This is a genomic window from Mesorhizobium sp. B2-1-1 (genome assembly GCF_006442975.2).
Taxonomy (GTDB): domain Bacteria; phylum Pseudomonadota; class Alphaproteobacteria; order Rhizobiales; family Rhizobiaceae; genus Mesorhizobium.
In genome coordinates this window covers 4,105,199-4,118,826 of the sequence record NZ_CP083954.1, presented here as the reverse complement: position 1 = coordinate 4,118,826, position 13,628 = coordinate 4,105,199, and the positions used below count along the sequence as shown (strand labels likewise).

The following is a 13,628-nucleotide window of genomic DNA, read 5'->3' as shown; positions in this document are numbered from 1 at the left end:
CGTGTCAAGAAATGGTGCGGTGCACAATGAATGTTTTGGCGGAGTAGCTGAAGTGTCCCTTCTGCAAATCTACTGGCGAGCGCTCGGTTATTTGGCAGCTGACAGGAAACGCGTAGCGCTGATCTGCTCAGCCAATGTCGCGCTGGCCATCATCGCCATCCTCGAGCCGATCATGTTCGGTCGCGTGATCGACGCGATTTCCGCACACGGCTCCGTCTTTTCGACCCTCGCCCTCTGGGCCGGCCTGGGCGCCTTTAACATCATCGCGTTCGTTCTTGTGGCGCGCGGCGCCGACCGCTTCGCCCACGCCCGGCGCAGCGAAGTGCTCTGCGACTCCTTCGAGCGCGTCATCACCATGCCGCTCGCCTGGCATCATCAGCGCGGCACGTCCAATTCCCTGCACACGCTGCTGCGTGCCGTGGAGACCTTGTTTAGTCTCTGGCTCGAATTCATGCGCCAGCATCTGTCCACGGCCGTCGCGTTGTTCCTGCTGATCCCGACCGCGCTCAGCATGGACGTGCGCATGTCGATGGTGCTGCTGGCTCTCGGCGTGCTCTATGTCGGCATCGGCCGGCTGGTGATGAAGCGGACCAAGGCAGGCCAGGCCGCCGTGGAGCGCCACTATCACACCGTATTCGCCCATGTGACGGACTCGGTCAGCAACGTCGCCGTCTTGCAGAGTTACAACCGCCTCGGCCATGAGGCCGATACGCTGCGCCGCTACGTCAAGAACCTGCTCGATGCGCAGAACCCTGTGCTCGACTGGTGGGCCATGGCCAATGCGCTGCATCGCCTGTCGTCGACGATTTCGATGATGGTGGTGCTTTTGATCGGCGCCTATCTGGTCACCCACGGCCAGCTGCGCATCGGCGACGTCATCGCCTTCACCGGTTTTGCAACGCTGCTGATCGCCCGTCTCGACCAGATGTCGGCATTCGCCAACCAGATTTCGGAAGCCCGCGCCAAGCTCGAGGATTTCTACCATCTCGAGGACTCGGCGGCCGACGCCGCCGAACCGGACGGGCTGCGCGATCTCACTAACGTCACCGGCCATGTCCGTTTCGAGAATGTCGGCTTCGAATTCGCCAATTCGGGGCAGGGCATCCACGACGTCTCCTTCGAGGTCCAGGCGGGCCAGACCGTAGCCATCGTTGGGCCGACCGGCGCCGGCAAGACCACGCTCATCAATCTGTTGCAGCGCGTCTTCTCGCCGTCCACCGGCCGTATCCTGATCGACGGCATCGACACCCGCACCGTGACCCGCAAGTCGTTGCGCCATTCGATCGCCACCGTGTTCCAGGATGCGGGCCTGCTCAACCGCTCGATCGAGGACAACATCCGCGTCGGCCGCTCCGATGCGACCAACGACGAGATCCATGCCGCCGCCGACGCGGCTGCCGCACAGGACTTCATCCTGGCCAAGAGCAATGGCTACGACACGGTGGTCGGCGAACGCGGCGGCCAGTTGTCCGGCGGCGAGCGCCAGCGCATCGCCATTGCCCGCGCCGTGTTGAAGGATGCTCCGATCCTGGTGCTGGATGAGGCGACCAGCGCGCTCGACGTCGAGACAGAAGACCGCGTCAAGGAAGCGATCGACGAATTGCGCCGCGACCGCACCACCTTCATCATCGCCCACCGCCTGACCACCGTCCGCGACGCCGATCTGGTCGTGTTCATGGACAAGGGCAGGGTGGTCGAAATGGGCGGCTTCGCCGAGCTATCGCTGCGCAACGGCCGTTTCGCCAGCCTGCTGCGCGCCGGCGGCCTGCTCAACGACGAAGAGGTCCGCCGCCTCAGCCGCTCGATACAGGGCGAGGCCGCCTGAGCGGGTTCTTTTACCTCCCCCCGTGGGAGGTCGGACCGAAGGTCCGGTCGGGGAGCGCCGCCGTCCTCACCCCGCTGCTTCGCAGCAACCCCCCAAGGGGAGGTGACAAGGCCTGCGACACTCCCTCGATTGCCCCAGACGCATAGCCGGGCTATTTAAAGCGGCATGAGCGACAGCACTTCACGCCTGAGCGGCTGGACCGATCTTGCCAACCCGACACGGTTCGTGGCGCTTGCCGACCGGGTGGTGCCGTGGCTGGCGACGATTGCGGCGCTGACCCTTGCCGCCGGCCTCTATATGAGCTTCACCGCGCCCGAGGACTTCCAGCAAGGCATCACCGTCCGCATCATGTACATCCATGTGCCTTTCGCCTGGTTGGCCATGATGTGCTACACGCTGATGGCGCTCTCGGCGCTCGGCACATTGGTCTGGCGCCATCCGCTGGCCGATGTCGCACTGAAATCGGCGGCCCCCATAGGTGCCGTCTTCACCGCGCTGGCGCTGGTCACCGGTTCGATCTGGGGCAAGCCGATGTGGGGCACCTGGTGGGTGTGGGACGCGCGGCTGACTTCGGTTTTCGTGCTGTTCCTGATGTATCTCGGCATCATCGCGCTGACCCGCGCGCTCGATGATGCCGGCCGCGCCGCCTGGGCCGCCGCCATCATCACGCTGGTCGGCTTCATCAACATCCCGATCATAAAATTCTCGGTCGATTGGTGGAACACGCTGCATCAGCCGGCCTCGGTGTTCCGCATGGGCGGATCGACCATCGACCCCTCGATGCTCTGGCCGCTGCTGGTGATGGCCATCGGCTTCACGGTGCTGTTCTTCGCGCTGCACCTGATGGCGATGCGTACCGAAATCCACCGGCGGCGGGTGATTGCGATGCGCAGGGTCGCGGCCCGGCAGGCTGAGCGTCAGCCGGCTTGAATCACCCGCGCCTGGCCAAAGAAGTCATCCCATCCGCCCACGTGCGGCCACCGGCAGGGTTTCCAGCACCGTCTCGCCGTCGATCAAATTGACCTCATTGAACAGGTTGGTGACGACGCAGCAATGGTCGGGCACCACGCGCACGCGCTCGCCGATGCGAAGCTTGCCATCGCCTGAGAGCGTGACCGTGCCGTGTTCCTCGCTCAGGCCCGTCACCCGCGCTCCCGCAACGCCGAGCAGCTCGCCGAAATCGGCGAGCCCCAGCGTATCGCTCGACAGCGCCTTGCTGCCGGCGTCGAGGATGGCACGCGTCCGCGTCGGATGGCTGACCACGGTCGACAGCACGCTCAGCGCGCAATCGTCGAGGCTGCCGACGCCCTTGGCGACCTGGTAGCGGTCGAGATAGATGTAGGTGCCGGGGCGGTATTCCGTGACGACGCTGTCTTCGCCCGAGCGCCACATGTCGGGCGTGCCGCCGCTGGAGATGCGCGCGCAGGCGAGACCGCAGGCGGCCAGCGCCTGCCTGGCGCCGGCGAGCCAGGCCTCGGCCTCCCCCGCACGGCCCGCGGCCGGATAGGTCATCAGCCCGCCGAAGGCGAGGCCCTTTGCCGTCTCGATCTGTCTTGCCAGGCCAACCGCTTCACCGGCCGTCTGCACGCCGCAGCGCCCCATGCCAGTGTCGCATTCGACCAGCACCGGCAGGGGATGGCCGGCATCGGTGAAGGTGGCGGCCAAGCCTTCGATCGTCTCCACGCTGTCCGCCGTCACCGATAGGGTAACGCGCCCATGCAGCGCCTTCAGCCGCTCCAGCTTGGCCCGGCCAAGGATGTTGTAGGGGAGAAAAATGTCGGTCAGCCCGGCATCGGCCATCACCTCGGCCTCGCCGATCTTCTGGCAGGTGATGCCGACCGCGCCCGCCGCCACCTGCTTCTTCGCCCAATAGGGCAGCTTATGCGTCTTGATGTGGGGCCTGAGCTTCAACCCGTGACGGTCGGCATGCGCCTGCGCGCGGGCAATATTGGCTTCGGCGCGCGCGGCGTCGATCAGGATCGATGGCGTATCGAGGTCGTGAATGGTCGGCATCATCTGTCACCCTGTGGAATCCGCAGGGGTTATGGCCCTGAAAGTGCCTTGTGTCACCCGGCCAGCCGAGCGGATCCGTGGTTCCATGCGGCCACGCCGCAAGCCGGGATCGGGCAATACGGATCGACACCGCATCGGCGTTCGGCTATGCGATTTGTCGGAAAAGTCGACACGAGGACCACGATCATGAAACGCTCCGCCATCAACGACATCATCCGCGAAGCCGACGCTTTCATCCGCTCGTTCGGTTACATCATGCCGCCCTTCGCCTATTGGTCGCCGGAAGAGATGAAGGCGCGCCAGGTCGATTCCTCTGCGATCTTCACCTCACGGCTCGGCTGGGACATCACCGACTACGGCCAGGAAAAGTTCAAGGAGCTCGGCCTGTTCCTGTTCACCGTGCGCAACGGCCGCTACGAGGACATGAAGAAGGGCATGGGCATGCTCTATGCCGAGAAGATCATGATCTCGCGCAAGGACCAGTTGTCGCCGATGCACCGCCACAACATCAAGGCCGAGGACATCATCAACCGTGGCGGCGGCAAGCTGGTGCTGGAACTGTTCATGCACGATCGCGACGGCGGCATCGATCCCAAGGCCGAGGTGTCGGTGCCTGTCGACGGCACCATCCACCGGTTGCCGGCGGGCGGGCTGCTGAAGCTTGATCCGGGCCAGAGCGTCACGCTGCTGCCCGGCGTCTGGCATGCCTTCTGGGCCGAAGGCAAGGACGTACTGATCGGCGAGGTGTCGACCGTCAATGACGATCTCACCGACAACGTTTTTCGCGAGCCGATCGGCCGCTTCTCCAACGTCGACGAGGACGTCGCCCCGCTGCACCTGCTGGTGTCCGACTATGAGAAGTGGCTGGGGTAAATCAGCCGTGAATTGAGGCACCGGGCGGCTGACGTCAAGGCTGGCAGCCTCGATGGCAGCAGCCAAGTCGAAAGTGAGTCGCTCCCGGTTGCCGCTACGGCGATCCCTGGTCGATCGATCCCACCGCTTCGCCGGTGAAGATGACCTTCGTGTCTTCGTGCACTTCGGAGGCGAGGTCTTCGGCGTCCCAATTGGTCAGCCTGATGCAGCCATGCGAGAAGGTTTTCCCGATCTTGCTCGGGTCCGGAGTCCCGTGAATGCCGTAACTTTCGATGGACAAATCAATCCACACCGATCCCACCGGATTGTTTGGCCCGGCGGCGATTTTGAAGGGGCGTTTGGTCCTGACTCCCTTGAAGGCGAAGTCGGGATCGTAGTGATAGGTGGGGTTGTGCACCACGCGTTTGACCTCTGCCTGGCCGCTCGGCGCCGGCTTCTCCTGGCTGCCGATCGAGGCGGGGTACACCGCAAGCACTTTGCCGGACGGGTCGAGCACGCGAAGCTGGCGCGCGCCCTTGTCGACCTCGACCTCAGCAACACCCGCGGGCGGATCGCCTCGGGTGACGGCAGGCACCAGCACCTTTTGCCCGGCCTTCCTGAAGCCGACGCCAGGGTTGAGCCGTTGAAGCAACTGTTGGCTGACGTGGAAGCGCTCCGCTATTTTTTCCGCCGCGTTGTGGTAGCCGAGCCTGCGCAGGCGGGCCATTTTCTCCATGCGCGCCGGAATTCGCCTGGTAAACGGTCCGCGCACATCCTTGCGCGTCAGCTCGTACGTCTCGAGCGCCGGGCTCGGGGAGGTCGCGACCAGCTTGTCCCAGGTCTGGCGGGTGAGCTTACCATCGGCGGGCAGCCCGTTGGCTGCCTGAAACGCCCGGACCGCCTTGGCGAAGTTCTCTGCTGCGCGGCCGTCGATCAGGCCCGGCGAGAAGCGCGCGCGATCCAGAAGGATCTGTGCCTTCAGCACGGTCGCACTGACGCCTTTTGCTTCGCTGTCGTCGAATTGCGCGTTGTTGACGGCTGCGACGTCCAGCTTTGCCGCCGCCGATACGTCACATGCCATGGCGAGCACGACAGCCGCGACGAGAAGGAGCCTGGTCATCGACGTCACACTCCTGCATGAGCACCTGCTTCTATGACGTTGCAGGGCCGATCTGGTTCCATTCCCCCCTGCATTTGAGCCGCGATCACCGACTGCCAGTATGAGGAATACGGATCGGGACGTCCGGCGGTCGCGCGGATGCATGTGATGATAGACTTAACGGCAAGAACTCGGCGCCGGCTGCACGCTCGTCCTGCACAGGCATGACGAGCTGATTGGTACATCCGTCTTGGCCAACCTTGCTTGCAGCGCCGGCAACGCCTCGCTTCGCCGCGCCGTGTCAGGCATTCCACCAGCCCGTGCAGCGCCTATGACAAAGCCGGGCTCACCCGCATCGGTGCCGAACGTCTTTAACTGCCAGGCCTGCCCTTGTTTTGTTTGCGGGCATAGACGACGCATGCGTCGACGGCGCTGACACACAGCCCATCGCGGCGGTTTGGAAGGTTGTTGTCGCCCGCATAGGCGACCTCAGCCACACGGCCATCGACGATGCGAACCTGTGTGTTGCAATAACCTCCCGGAGCGACATTCAACGACCCGCCGACGGAAGGGATGGGGCCCACCGCGAAGGTAGGAAGCACGACATTGACATTGCCCCGCTGCACCGCGCGCTCATAGCTCCAGATTTGCCCCGATGCTCCTTCGTCGGCGGTGGCGGTGGGGAACCCCGCGCACATTCGCAGGTCCGCTTCGCTGAGGCCGACCATTTCCTTTTGGGCGGCAGCCGTTGTGGGATCCTCTTTCGCAAGCTTGGACGTATCGTCGGGAACGACGCAGGACCAGAGCGCGCCCGTGCCGGTGAGAAGAAACAGGATAGCCGGTAGTCGAATCCCGCGAGACGCCAAAACCGCTCTCCGATCTGCTGGATTGTTCGCCCGCCCTTCACCGAGGTAAGAGGCCGCCCCGATATTTCAACCCGTGATGATCGGGCTGCCTGTTCGATCGCGAGACGGCGGATCAGGCTGGTTGGTCTGGTGCGGACGGTGGGATGCCCTTCCCGAGAGATGGGTGACAGTTCATTCCGGATAGATGGGTTACACTTTCGGCCCTTTGCAAGGAGAGCAAGGTGCCTTGGAAGGAGTGTAACGTCATGGAAGAGCGGCTGAAGTTCGTCGCCCGGCTGCTGGACGGTGAGAAGATGGCCGTGCTTTGCCGAGAGTTCGATATCTCGCGCAAGACCGGCTACAAGATCCTCGCGCGCTACAACGGTAGCGGCCTGGAGGGGCTGACGGATCGATCGCGTCGGCCCTATCGCCACGCCAATCAGCTTCCGTTTCAAATCGAGAAGCTGATTGTGCGCCTCAAGCAAGACAAGCCGACATGGGGCGCGCCGAAGATACGCGAGCGGCTGGCCCGGCTGTATCCGGATGTGCACCGGCCGGCGATCTCGACGGTGCACGCCGTGCTCGATCGCCACGGCCTGGTCGAGCACCGCAAGCGCAGGCGAAACCGGGCGACGGGGACACCGCTTTCAAACGGCTGTCGCCCCAACGATCTGTGGTGTGCCGACTACAAGGGCGAGTTCATGCTCGCCGATCGGCGCTATTGCTATCCGTTGACGATCACCGACTTTGCCAGCCGCTATCTCATCGCCTGCGAGGCGCTCTCGACCACCAAGGAAGCCTATGCCTTCACCGTGTTCGAAAGCGTTTTCAAAGAGTTCGGCCTCCCCAGCGCGATCAGGACCGACAATGGCGTTCCCTTCGCCAGCCCCAATGCGCTGTTCAACCTCAGCAAGCTGTCGGTCTGGTGGCTGCGCCTGGGCATCGACATCGAGCGCATCAAGCCGGGCTGCCCGCAGCAGAACGGGCGTCATGAGCGCATGCACCTCACCCTGAAGAAGGAAACCACCAAACCGGCTGGTGCCAATTTCCTTCAACAGCAGGCCAGGTTCGATGACTTCATCGATGAGTTCAACTCAGAACGCCCGCACCAGGCGCTCGACATGGACTACCCGGCGGAGCGCTACGCGCCCTCAACGCGTCCCTATGCCGGCCTACCAGACCTCGACTATCCGTTTCACGACAAGGCCGTCACCGTCACCACCTGCGGCCGCATCTGCTATAACAGAAAGAAGATCAACCTCAGCCTTGTCTTTGCCGGCCAGATCGTCGGCATCAAACAGGTCGAGGACCATATCTGGCTGGCTAGCTTCATGGACTACGATTTGGGATATTTCGATGATGAGACATGCAGGCTCGAACCACTCCAAAACCCCTTCGGGCCAAAAGTGTTACCCATGTCTCCGGTATAAACCGTAACCTATGTGTCCGGAACGGACCCGAGTGAAGCTGGCTGGGGAACCTGGATTCGAACCAGGACTAACGGAGTCAGAGTCCGTGGGTCTACCGTTAACCTATTCCCCAGCAGGCGAGGTCATGAACCGCGCGGGCCGAGCGGGCGAACCGCTGTGAGCGCTGCCTTGTAGCCGCCAGCAGAAAATAGTCAAGCCTGCCGGTGTTTCAATTGTGATGTTTCGGCGCGGCTTTCAATTGCCTGTCCGCCCGAACTGCGAGCGCTCGAAATAGAGCACGATGCCCAGGCCCAGAAACAGCGGGACGATGAGATAAAACAGCCGGAATACCAGCAGGGCCGCCAGCACGCCCACGGGGTCCATGTCGGAGAGCCCGGCCAGGAACACCACCTCGAACACGCCCAGCCCGCCCGGCGCGTGCGAGATCTGCGCGATCGAGAAGGAGACGAGGAACACGCCGAGCACGACGAAATAGCCGGGGTTATGGGCCTCGGGCAGGGCAAAGAAGATGATCGCGGCTGCCGCCAGGAGTTCGATCGGGCCGATCAGCAATTGCCGCGCCACGATCGGCAGGGCCGGATAATGAATCTGGAAGCTGCCGATCTTCAGCGGCCGCAGATGCAGCCAGCTGCCGAAGATATAGGCGGCGACGACGGCAAGCATGACGATGCCCGCCGCCCGCGACAGGCCGTGATGGGCAATGCCGGAGAAGCGATCGATGATCTGCGGTTCGAACACCAGCACGAGGCCGGAGGCAAGTACCGTCGACAGCACGAAGGTGATCCAGCAGATCGCCACCAGCACGCCGACGTCCTGTCCGCTCAATCCCCTCGTGCCATAGGCGCGATAACGGATGACGGCGCCCGAAAACACCGAGCCGCCGATATTGTGCGACAGCGCGTAGGTGGTGAAGGAGCACAGCGTGACGAACAGCCACGACACGCGTTTGCCGATATGCAGGAGCGCGATGTGGTCGTAGCCGGCGAGCGAGGCATAGGCGACAACCGAGCTCAGCCCCGCGAGGATCCAGCCGCGCGCCGGGATCGCCGCAATGCCGTCCCAGACATCATCCAGCGAAATGCCGCGCAATTCGTGCCAGAGCAGCAGGAGCGAGAAAATCACCGCCCCGATGCCGACGACCGGCCAGAAATAGCGTCTCCAGTTCATTGCCTGACTGCCATGCGTTGCGGGCCCGTTGCCTTCGCTGTCATCGCGGGAAAGCGGTCGGCGATTCCGATCGCTTTGCCCCCTCTATTTCAGAGATGCCTCATCGAAGCCGGCTATTCAACCGCCGGGCCTTGCCGCTATGGCAAGCCGCAATCGTTATCGTCGTCGAGAGGCGGAAAATCGACAGCCGAGCGGGAATATCGGCCCGGCCATGCGACCGTCTCCGCATGCATTTGTGCTGAAAGTCGCTGTTTACCCCCACTTTGCGTAAGACGCGGCAGCAGGCGGTTTGCGGACAGCCGGCAAAATTCGTGCCATGCGGCACTTGGTGATCCGGGCCGGCGCTGCTAGTCTGGCGCCAACTTGAAACAAAGAAGCGCCTGCTGCGTCCGTTCGCCGGTTCGCGCGGCGCCGGAAGGAACGACAGTGGAAGACCGCGACACCGGCGCCGGCGCGCCGGAGGTGGGCGCGTCCAGCGCTTCCCCGGGGCCGGCAGGCCCGGGGACCGCCAAATGGCAGCAACGCCGCCCGACGGAGCCACGCTCCGCCGACGGGCAGGCGAGCGACGCGAACCACCATCAAAAGGGCAAGGCCAAGAAAAGGCGCAAACGCCGGCGCGGGCGCAAGGTTTTTGCGCGCGACGATATCCGTCCCGCGGCGAACGGGGCGCCGACGGCACGCGCCGCTGCGGCTGGCGCGGCGCTTGCAGGCATAGCCACACCGCCCATCGCGGTGGCTCGGCCCGAATCGGGGGCTCGTCGGCCGCCGATGCCGGAATTGCCGGTCTTCGCCGCGCTCGATCTCGGCACCAACAATTGCCGGCTGCTGGTCGCCGTGCCGGCGCGTCATGGCCAGTTTCGCGTCATCGACGCCTTTTCGCGCATCGTGCGACTGGGCGAGGGGCTCACGGCCAGCGGCCGCCTCGGCCAACCGGCGATGGACCGCGCGGTCGAGGCCCTGAAGGTCTGCGGCGAGAAACTGCGCAACCGCAAGATCAGAAAGGCGCGGCTGATCGCCACCGAGGCCTGCCGCTCGGCGGCGAACGGGGTCGAATTCCTTGAGCGCGTCGAGCGCGAGGCTGGCCTCAAGCTCGAAATCATCGACCGACAGACCGAAGCCCGGCTCGCGGTGTCCGGCTGCGGTTCGCTGGTCGAGCGCGACACGCAGGGCGTCGTGCTGTTCGACATCGGCGGCGGCTCCTCCGAGATCGCGCTGATCGATCTCACCGGCCGCCGCTCGCCGCGGCTCGCCAACCATATCGTGTCATGGACGTCGTTGCCGGTCGGCGTCGTCTCGCTGGCCGAGCGTTTCGGCGGCCGCACGGTGACGCGCGAGATTTTTGGCGCCATGGTCGACGACGTCGCCGCCCGGCTCGCCGCCTTCGATGGCCGCGATCGGCTTAGCCACCTCAAGGCCAGCCCGAAATTTCATCTGCTGGGCACTTCCGGAACGGTGACGACGCTTGCCGGCGTCCATCTCGATCTCGAGCGCTACGACCGCCGCCGCGTCGACGGCCTGTGGATGGACAGGGACAGCGTCGACCGCATGGTGGAAAAACTTGTCGGCTGGGATTTCCAGCAGCGTGTCGCCAATCCCTGCATCGGCGCGGACCGCGCCGACCTGGTGCTGGCCGGCTGCGCCATCCTGGAAGCGATCCGCGCCGTGTGGCCGTCGGAGCGGCTGCGCGTTGCCGACCGCGGCCTGCGCGAGGGCATATTGAGCGAGCTGATGGCCGATGACGGCGTCTGGCGCAACGATGGGCGCGGCAGAACATGATCCCGAACCGCAGGACCGCGTCAGCGAAAAGTGGCGACCGGTTTTCGCGAACAAACGGTTCCGTTTGTCCAGAAGTCACGCTCGGGCAACCAGGCGGAAGCGTTGCTCCGGTGAACAGTCGACCCCCACTCCGTCGAGCCTCGCTCGACACCTCTCCCCCGATCGACGGGGGAGAGGAATGGCGCGAGCTAGCCAATCTTGGCGCCCTTCCTCTCCCTCCGGAGGGGGGAGAGGTGGCGCTGCGAAGCAGCGACGGAGTGGGGGAAGCCGTTTGCCAAACGCGCTGCCGCCGAAAAACGGCCACAACCCGGCAAGCGAGAAAACTTGGACAAGAAGTCAACCAATGACCAAGAAACCGGAAAAGCCGGGCTCAGCCGGCATTCGCGTGCTGAAGACGCGGATCAAGAAGAAAAGCGGGCTGAAGGAATCGTCGCGCCGCTGGCTGCAGCGCCACATCAACGATCCCTACGTCCAGCGCTCCAAGGCTGACGGCTACCGCTCGCGCGCAGCCTACAAGCTGATCGAGATCGACGACAAGCACCATCTGCTGAAACCCGGCATGAAGGTGATCGACCTCGGTGCGGCCCCCGGCGGCTGGTGCCAGGTCGCGGCCGCGCGGACCAAATCGACCGCGGAAAATCCGCATGTCGTAGGCATCGACTATCTCGAGATGGATGCGGTGCCCGGCGCGCCGGTGCTGTTGATGGATTTCCTCGATCCCGAGGCGCCGCGGAAGCTGGCCGAGGCGCTTGGCGGCGATCCCGATGTCGTGCTGTCCGACATGGCGGCGCCCACCACCGGCCACAAGCGGACCGACCACATCCGCACCATGCATCTGTGCGAGGTGGCCGCCGATTTCGCGCTGTCGGTGCTGAAGCCGGGCGGCCACTTCCTGGCCAAGACGTTCCAGGGCGGCGCCGAAAACGAGCTGCTCTCGATGCTGAAGAAGAATTTCCGGTCCGTCCACCACGTCAAGCCGCCTGCGTCGCGCGATGAGTCGGTGGAGCTGTATCTACTGGCGAAGGATTTCAAAGGGCGAGAATCCGGTCCGCCATCAGGCGGATCGGAACGTCCAGTGGATGTCTCGAAGAACTTGAGCGCACGGAGCCATGGCGAAGGGCCGGCGGACGGCGACGGCTGAACCGTCTCACTCCCCCGGCGACCTCACCGGTTCCAGCGGCTTGGGCATGGTCAGGCGGCCGTGGCCCGATACGGCGTTGCCGGCATCGGGCGCCAGCCGCATGAACGACAGCGATGCGGCGGCGGAAATTGCCGCGACGATGAAGAAGGCGGTATGGAAGTCCGGCAATGTCAACGGGCCGCCGTGGATACCCGTCGATACTTCCAGGATGCCGCCGGCAACCGCCACGCCCAGCGCGATCGACAGTTGCTGGAACACGGCGGCGATCGGTGTTGCCTTGCTTGTGTCCTCGGCTGAAACCTCGGCGTAGGCGAGGGCGTTGATGCCGGTAAAGAACATCGAGCGGATGAAGCCGCCCACCAACAGCATGGCCAGCATCAAGAGATAGGGCGTATCGGGCGTGAACAGGCCGTTGACGGCGATCGACGCGGCGGCCACCAGCGAGCCGACGATCAGCACGCGACGAAAGCCGACGACGCGGAAGATCAGCGCTGTGACGAATTTCATGCCGATGGCGCCGATCGCGGAGACGAAGGTAATCATGCCGGACTGGAACGGCGTCAGCCCGAAACCGATCTGGAACATCAGCGGCAGCAGGAACGGCACGGCGCCGATGCCGATGCGGAAAAGTCCGCCGCCAAGCACGGAGGAGCGGAATACCTGGTTGCGGAACAAGTCGAGCGCCAGCAGGGGGTTCCTGGCACGGCGCGCATGCATGAGGTAGAGAGCGCCCGACACCAGCCCGACGCCCACGGTGATGAAGCCGGTCGCCGGCGGCAGATAGGGCAAGCTGATCACTGACAGGCCGAACACGACGCCGGACGCCGCCAGCCCGCTCAGCACGAAGCCGACGAAATCGAGCGGCGGCGTCTCCATCGATTCGGTTTCCGGCAGGAAGCGGGTGGCCAGCCAGATGCCGATCAGGCCGATCGGCACATTGATCAGGAAGATCCAGTGCCAGGTGAAGTAGGTGGTGATGAAGCCGCCGATCGGCGGTCCGACCAGCGGGCCCACCAATGCCGGCACGGTCAGCCAGGACATCGCCGCGACAAGTTCGCTCTTGGGCGTGGCGCGCACCAGCACCAGGCGCCCGACCGGCGTCATCATGGCGCCGCCTATGCCTTGCAGGAAGCGCGACACCACGAAGGCCGGCAGCGAGCCCGAAACGGCGCAGGCGACCGAACCGACGATGAACACCGCGATCGCGGCGCGGAAAACGTTCTTGGCGCCGAAGCGATCCGCCATCCAGCCGCTGATGGGAATGAAGATCGCCAGCGACACAAGATAGGAGGTCAACGCCAGCTTGAGCGCGATCGGGCTGGTGTGGATGTCGAGGGCGATCGCCGGCAGCGATGTGGCGATGACGGTCGAATCCATGTTTTCCATGAAAAGAGCGACCGCCAATATGAGCGGAATGGTTCGGTTCAAAGGAACGCGTCCGGGCTTGATTCCAGATGTTGCCGACCGGGAGTTTGCCGGC

Annotated in this window: 11 protein-coding genes and 1 tRNA gene; 6 read left to right on the top strand and 6 right to left on the bottom strand. The window is 64.3% G+C overall.

Annotation, left to right across the window (positions count from 1 at the left end; translation table 11 throughout):
* Window positions 1-52 precede the first annotated feature (52 nt).
* Window positions 53-1,825 carry a glucan ABC transporter ATP-binding protein/ permease gene (locus tag FJ972_RS20325; RefSeq protein ID WP_140521731.1) on the top strand — a complete coding sequence of 591 codons (1,773 nt, stop codon included), beginning with the start codon at window positions 53-55 and terminating at the stop codon, window positions 1,823-1,825.
* 165 nt (window positions 1,826-1,990) lie between these two features.
* Window positions 1,991-2,755, top strand: coding sequence for a heme ABC transporter permease (locus tag FJ972_RS20320; protein WP_140521733.1), 765 nt, complete (start codon window positions 1,991-1,993; stop codon window positions 2,753-2,755).
* 24 nt (window positions 2,756-2,779) lie between these two features.
* On the opposite strand, the gene FJ972_RS20315 is transcribed toward FJ972_RS20320, so the two are convergent.
* Window positions 2,780-3,838, bottom strand: coding sequence for a D-TA family PLP-dependent enzyme (locus tag FJ972_RS20315; protein WP_181168505.1), 1,059 nt, complete (start codon window positions 3,836-3,838; stop codon window positions 2,780-2,782).
* Between the two features lie 186 nt (window positions 3,839-4,024).
* Between FJ972_RS20315 and FJ972_RS20310 the strand changes: the two genes are divergently transcribed.
* On the top strand, window positions 4,025-4,711 hold the full coding sequence (locus FJ972_RS20310) for a D-lyxose/D-mannose family sugar isomerase (protein WP_140494127.1): 687 nt from the start codon (window positions 4,025-4,027) through the stop codon (window positions 4,709-4,711).
* 94 nt (window positions 4,712-4,805) lie between these two features.
* Here FJ972_RS20310 and FJ972_RS20305 read toward each other — a convergent pair whose 3' ends face one another.
* The gene (locus tag FJ972_RS20305) at window positions 4,806-5,810 is read right to left on the bottom strand and encodes a L,D-transpeptidase family protein (protein WP_140521737.1); all 1,005 of its coding nucleotides are present in this window, start codon (window positions 5,808-5,810) and stop codon (window positions 4,806-4,808) included.
* Window positions 5,811-6,160: 350 nt separating this feature from the next.
* On the bottom strand, window positions 6,161-6,655 hold the full coding sequence (locus FJ972_RS20300) for a hypothetical protein (RefSeq protein ID WP_224519168.1): 495 nt from the start codon (window positions 6,653-6,655) through the stop codon (window positions 6,161-6,163).
* 221 nt (window positions 6,656-6,876) lie between these two features.
* On the opposite strand from FJ972_RS20300, the gene FJ972_RS20295 reads away from it, so the two are divergent.
* Window positions 6,877-8,064 carry a helix-turn-helix domain-containing protein gene (locus FJ972_RS20295; protein ID WP_181173467.1) on the top strand — a complete coding sequence of 396 codons (1,188 nt, stop codon included), beginning with the start codon at window positions 6,877-6,879 and terminating at the stop codon, window positions 8,062-8,064.
* A 38-nt stretch (window positions 8,065-8,102) separates the two neighbouring features.
* On the opposite strand, the gene FJ972_RS20290 is transcribed toward FJ972_RS20295, so the two are convergent.
* Window positions 8,103-8,176 (bottom strand) — tRNA-Gln (locus FJ972_RS20290).
* A gap of 122 nt (window positions 8,177-8,298) precedes the next feature.
* Window positions 8,299-9,231, bottom strand: coding sequence for a lysylphosphatidylglycerol synthase domain-containing protein (locus FJ972_RS20285; protein ID WP_140521741.1), 933 nt, complete (start codon window positions 9,229-9,231; stop codon window positions 8,299-8,301).
* A 426-nt stretch (window positions 9,232-9,657) separates the two neighbouring features.
* On the opposite strand from FJ972_RS20285, the gene FJ972_RS20280 reads away from it, so the two are divergent.
* The gene (locus tag FJ972_RS20280; protein WP_140521743.1) at window positions 9,658-11,007 is read left to right on the top strand and encodes a Ppx/GppA phosphatase family protein; all 1,350 of its coding nucleotides are present in this window, start codon (window positions 9,658-9,660) and stop codon (window positions 11,005-11,007) included.
* A gap of 343 nt (window positions 11,008-11,350) precedes the next feature.
* Entirely contained in the window at window positions 11,351-12,148 is a 798-nt protein-coding gene (locus tag FJ972_RS20275; RefSeq protein ID WP_140494122.1) for an RlmE family RNA methyltransferase, read from the top strand.
* A gap of 6 nt (window positions 12,149-12,154) precedes the next feature.
* On the opposite strand, the gene FJ972_RS20270 is transcribed toward FJ972_RS20275, so the two are convergent.
* Window positions 12,155-13,576 (bottom strand): MFS transporter, encoded by a 1,422-nt coding sequence (locus FJ972_RS20270; protein WP_140494120.1) that lies wholly within the window; start codon window positions 13,574-13,576, stop codon window positions 12,155-12,157.
* Window positions 13,577-13,628 lie beyond the last annotated feature (52 nt).

Coding starts and splice junctions, on each gene's coding strand:
- FJ972_RS20320 (WP_140521733.1), top strand. CDS start 1,991: ATGAGCGACAGCACTTCACGCCTGAGCGGCTGGACCGATCTTGCCAAC.
- FJ972_RS20315 (WP_181168505.1), bottom strand. CDS start 3,838: ATGCCGACCATTCACGACCTCGATACGCCATCGATCCTGATCGACGCC.
- FJ972_RS20310 (WP_140494127.1), top strand. CDS start 4,025: ATGAAACGCTCCGCCATCAACGACATCATCCGCGAAGCCGACGCTTTC.
- FJ972_RS20305 (WP_140521737.1), bottom strand. CDS start 5,810: ATGACCAGGCTCCTTCTCGTCGCGGCTGTCGTGCTCGCCATGGCATGT.
- FJ972_RS20285 (WP_140521741.1), bottom strand. CDS start 9,231: ATGAACTGGAGACGCTATTTCTGGCCGGTCGTCGGCATCGGGGCGGTG.
- FJ972_RS20275 (WP_140494122.1), top strand. CDS start 11,351: ATGACCAAGAAACCGGAAAAGCCGGGCTCAGCCGGCATTCGCGTGCTG.